4 protein-coding genes are annotated in these 4,149 nt (G+C 66.0%); all 4 read right to left on the bottom strand.

Features of this window, described 5'->3' with window-relative positions:
• Positions 1-232: 232 nt before the first annotated feature.
• Complete coding sequence (locus H5T60_12205) at positions 233-1,519, bottom strand: hypothetical protein (GenBank protein ID MBC7243195.1); 1,287 nt, start codon at positions 1,517-1,519, stop codon at positions 233-235.
• 36 nt (positions 1,520-1,555) lie between these two features.
• Complete coding sequence (locus H5T60_12200) at positions 1,556-2,608, bottom strand: glycosyltransferase family 39 protein (GenBank protein ID MBC7243194.1); 1,053 nt, start codon at positions 2,606-2,608, stop codon at positions 1,556-1,558.
• A 3-nt stretch (positions 2,609-2,611) separates the two neighbouring features.
• Positions 2,612-3,634 (bottom strand): glycosyltransferase family 2 protein, encoded by a 1,023-nt coding sequence (locus H5T60_12195; protein ID MBC7243193.1) that lies wholly within the window; start codon positions 3,632-3,634, stop codon positions 2,612-2,614.
• Between the two features lie 3 nt (positions 3,635-3,637).
• The coding region (locus H5T60_12190; GenBank protein MBC7243192.1) for a glycosyltransferase family 2 protein at positions 3,638-4,149 on the bottom strand (512 nt) is incomplete at its 5' end.

The raw sequence follows: 4,149 nt of genomic DNA, 5'->3' as shown, positions 1-4,149 counted from the left end.
GGAAATTGCGCACCAGCTCCTCCAGCACCCCCTCGGCACCGCCCATCTGGTTCAGCCAGTCATGCACCAGCGCGACCCTCAACGATGTCCTTCCCCCGCCAACGCGCAGTATGATGCCAAAAGTATACCATCACTATCCCTCAGCGACAAAGCGGGAAGCGCTCCCTGTTGGTGCGATCCCCTATATGGGCTTTCCCGCATGCAGGGAAGGGAAGTTGGTGGAATCGGTGGCTCACGGCGAGAGGGGGATGACACTCACCTCGGCGATCCACAGGGTGCCGGCATGATCCACCAGCACCGGCGCCAGGGTGATCTCGGAGACGCCGGCCGGCGCGACGAACAATGCCGCGAAAGTCTGCCAGCCGGTACTGCCCCAGAAGGCGCTGGCATAAGCGCCGGGCCGGCGCCATGCCTGGCGGTAGGATACATACAGCACCTTGCCCTGCAGGGCCAGCGTAGAGGCGGTGCGCATGCGACAGCGAAGGAGATAGGCACGCCCGGGTTCCAGATGCAGACGGCGTTCCAGCGAGCCGTGGTAGCCGGCGCCCTGGGTTTCGATGCGCAGACAGCCGGCCCATCCACCGCCGCACTCCACTGCCGGCGCGATGTGCGCTGACGCGCCGGCCAGGCGGATGTCCCATCCCCCCAGGTCCTCCGGGCGCTCAAAGCGCCACACCTGGGAGCCGGCGGGGAGCACCTCCTCTATCTCCCCTGCCAATACCAGGGTCCACTGCGCGAGTTGGTCCGCCCTCTCCACGGGCATGCCCTGCTGGCGGACATATGCCTGAAGGGCCTCCCCGAAGCGCGGCGCATCCCAGTAGGAGCCTGGCACCACTTCGCCGGCGTGCTCCAGCCTCCAGGCCAGATACCCCGTCAGGCCGGCCAGATTTTTCCGGGTGGCCGCGGGCACCGCCGGGACAGCCATCACCGTCCGGTAGGCGCGCAGTGCCGGCGCCCAATCCCCCTGCGCATCGTGATAGGATGCCCAGGCGTTCAGGGCATTGAAGCGCCAGTCCAGCGGGATCGGAAGCGGCGTGGAATAGGTGCGTGCCAATGCCTCCAGCAGGTTATGGGTCAGAAACAGTGGGTCCTCCGCCGGCACCTCCCGGTGCTCCAAGGAGAGCATCAGGGCATGGGGCGGCAGGGAGCGGTCCCCGTCCAATGGGCGCAGATGGCGCGGGTCGTTGAACTGCCAGCTCTGGCCGGCGCTGTCATTCACCGGTATGGGCAGAATGTACCAGATGCGCGCCGGCCGGCGGGAAGTGGAGCCAAGCCGCTGTACCGCCTGGGCTGGCGTCAGTAACTGCAATGTTCTCGCTGTCGGCCCCAGATACACCCGCAGGGCCTGCCAGGCGTTGGCGCTGTCGGCACAGTTGACCACCCAATCCCGCTCGCCGGCCTCGCTCTTCAGGACCTGGGCGATGGCCCGCCAGTTTTCCTTTTCGGAGCGGTAGTGGCCCTGGAGAGCCGGCGCCCAGGCCAACCCTGCCGCGAGGAGTAACAGAGCTGGCAGGAGCACCCCGCCGGCCGGCCGCGGCCGGCGCGTGATCCGCCGCTAGATCCACCGCGCCAGCGCCAGATATCCGCCGGCTATCAGCAGGAACAGCAGGGGCAGGAGGAACAGCAGTCGGCGGTAGGCCAGATAGGTGCCGCTGAGCCGTGACAGCACCGCTACCGTCAGGAAAACGCCGACCACATAAGTGCTGGTTAGCCAAGCCAGCCGGCGCGCCGGTCTGGCGGGGAAGATACATGCGCCGGCCATTCCCACCAGCGCGATCCATGCCGCCGGCACCGCCTCCCCCCGGTTGGCCATGAACCAGCGCAACATGCGCAGGAACAGGTCTGGCTCCAGGCGAATAGTCCCCGGGGCGTGGAACAATCCGCTGGAGCTACTCAGCTCCTGCAGGAACGGCCCGCCGACGACATAGATGGCCCAGGGAAACAGGATCGCGCCGGCCCCCAGGAGCGCCAACGAATGTGCCCGAAGGGTTTGCCAGCCGATCCCCCCGACGGGTTCCTGACGTCGGGCGCTCACCAGGGCCAGCAGGGCATGCAGGCCCCACTGCCATGCCAGGACGATGAAACTGTAGAGGTGGTCATAGAGGGCGATGCCGGCGGCCAGGGCGTAGAGTATCCAATCAGCGCGCCCCCGCCGGCGCACGGCCCGCGCCAGCGCCAGGAGCGTCAGCAGGTGCAGGGCGAGAAAGCTGGTATAATTGCGCGCCTCCTGGCTGTAGCGGATGTGATAGGGGGAGAGGGCCAGCAGGCCGGCGGCCAGCAGGGCCGTCTCCTTGTCCCATATCTGCCGCGCCAGGGCATAGGTCAATGCCACGCCCAGCACGCCCCACAGCGCCGCCGGCAGGCGGAAGAGGAACTCGTTCGGCGGATAGGTGGTCAGCGGATGCAGGACAAAGCGCGCCAGCGGAAAATCCAGTGGTTCCCGACGGGATATGCGCAGGACGTCGGCCCAGGTGCCGGCGCTTTGGGCGAAGGCGTTGGCCTCATCTATCCAGAGGCTCTCTTCTCCCAGGCGCCAGAGGCGCAGTGCCAGCGCCAGGCCTATCAGCGTGAGCAGGATGGCAATTTCTGACCCATGCCGGCGACGCATATCTCATTCCCAGGTGCGGCGCGAGGCCGGGGTCAGGAGCATCCGCAGGAGCCAGCCGGCAGGTCGGGTGCGCCGGCGGAGGTTCTGCCGCCGCTCCGCCGCATGGCGTACCAGGTAAAACCACAGCGCCGGCACGAGGTAGACCAGAGTGAGCAGGAAATAGCCCAGGCCGGCGGCCAGCCGGCGCCATAGGGGCCCCGGAAATTCCCAGGCGCGCAGGAAACTGCCGGCCACGACGGCCGGTGCATAGGCCAGGAATTCCGTCAGATACATGTTCTTGAGATACGCCAGCCAGCCGTTGCGCGCCGCCAGGTTCGCCTTGTGCAGTCCCACCGCGGGATTGATCAGCGGGTTGGGATGATCATGCCACATCCTGGCCTGCGGCACGGCGTAGATGCGGTAGCCCTGGACGATGAGGCGCAGTGCCAGGTCCCGATCCTCCCCATACATATAAAAAAGTGGGTCGAAGGGCGGCCCATATTGTTCCAGCCACTCCCGGCGCACGGCACAGCCGGCACCGGAGAGGAACAAGGTGGGGATGGGGTCCGACCGGCCGCCGGCCGGATAATAGCGCGTGAAACCCCATGGGCAGAGGTCCAGGTAGTAGGGCGTTTCCTCATGGGTCCCCCGCGGCCGGCGCCATTGAAATATCTGCACCGCCTGCACCCCGCCGATACGCGTATCGCTCTCCGCCACCGCCAACAGATGCTCCAGCCAATCCGGGACCAGCCGCGTGTCAGCGTTCAGAACCACCACCCATTTCCCGCGAGCTTCTCGGGCGCCCAGGTTGGCGGCGCCGGCAAATCCCAGGTTCGCCGGCGCCTGGATCAGTCGGACGCCGGGGTACCGCGTTCGCACCAGCTCGGCGCTTCCATCTGTTGAGGCGTCATCTACCACGATCACCTCATACGCTTCGCTCGGGACGGTTTGATGGAGCAGGCTGTCCAGACAGCCGGCGATGTATGCGCCGGCGTTGTACATCGGGATGACCACGCTTGCCCAAAGTGAGCGATGTTCCTCTGGCATCGGTCACTCCATTTGCTGAAAGCGTAGGGTGGCGATCTGTTCGGAAATCAGGCCCAGCACCAGGATGAGCGCCCCCATGGTGAGCGAGATAGTGATGGGAATGGTCCAGGCTTTGCCGATGGCCAGCCGGTAAATGGCATAGATGAAGCCGGGGCCACCCACCAGGACACTCATGGGGCCGAAGACCTTCAGCGGCGAAAAGAGGGTAGCCACCTTGGCCATAAGGACGAAGAAGCGGAAGCCGTCGCGCAGGAGGGAGATTTTGCTTTTGCCGGCGGCGCGCCGGCGTATCTGAATGGGCACATACGTGATGCCATAGCCGCCGCGCGCCACTGCCAGCGTCATAGTTGTTGGGGCGGAGAAGGTGTTCGGCAGGAGGTAGCACAGGGATTTGGCCAGCGGGGCGCGAATGGCGCGGAAGCCGCTGGTCAGGTCTAAAATAGGAAAGCCGGCGATGTAGCTAGCGAAGCGGTTATAAACCCAGTTGGCCAGGTTGCGGTGCCAGGCGCCGGCGC

This window comes from Anaerolineae bacterium (assembly GCA_014360855.1).
In the GTDB taxonomy this organism is placed as follows: Bacteria; Chloroflexota; Anaerolineae; order JACIWP01; family JACIWP01; genus JACIWP01.
The sequence above is the reverse complement of the archived record's forward strand: the minus strand, read 5'-3'. Positions and strand labels throughout refer to the sequence as shown.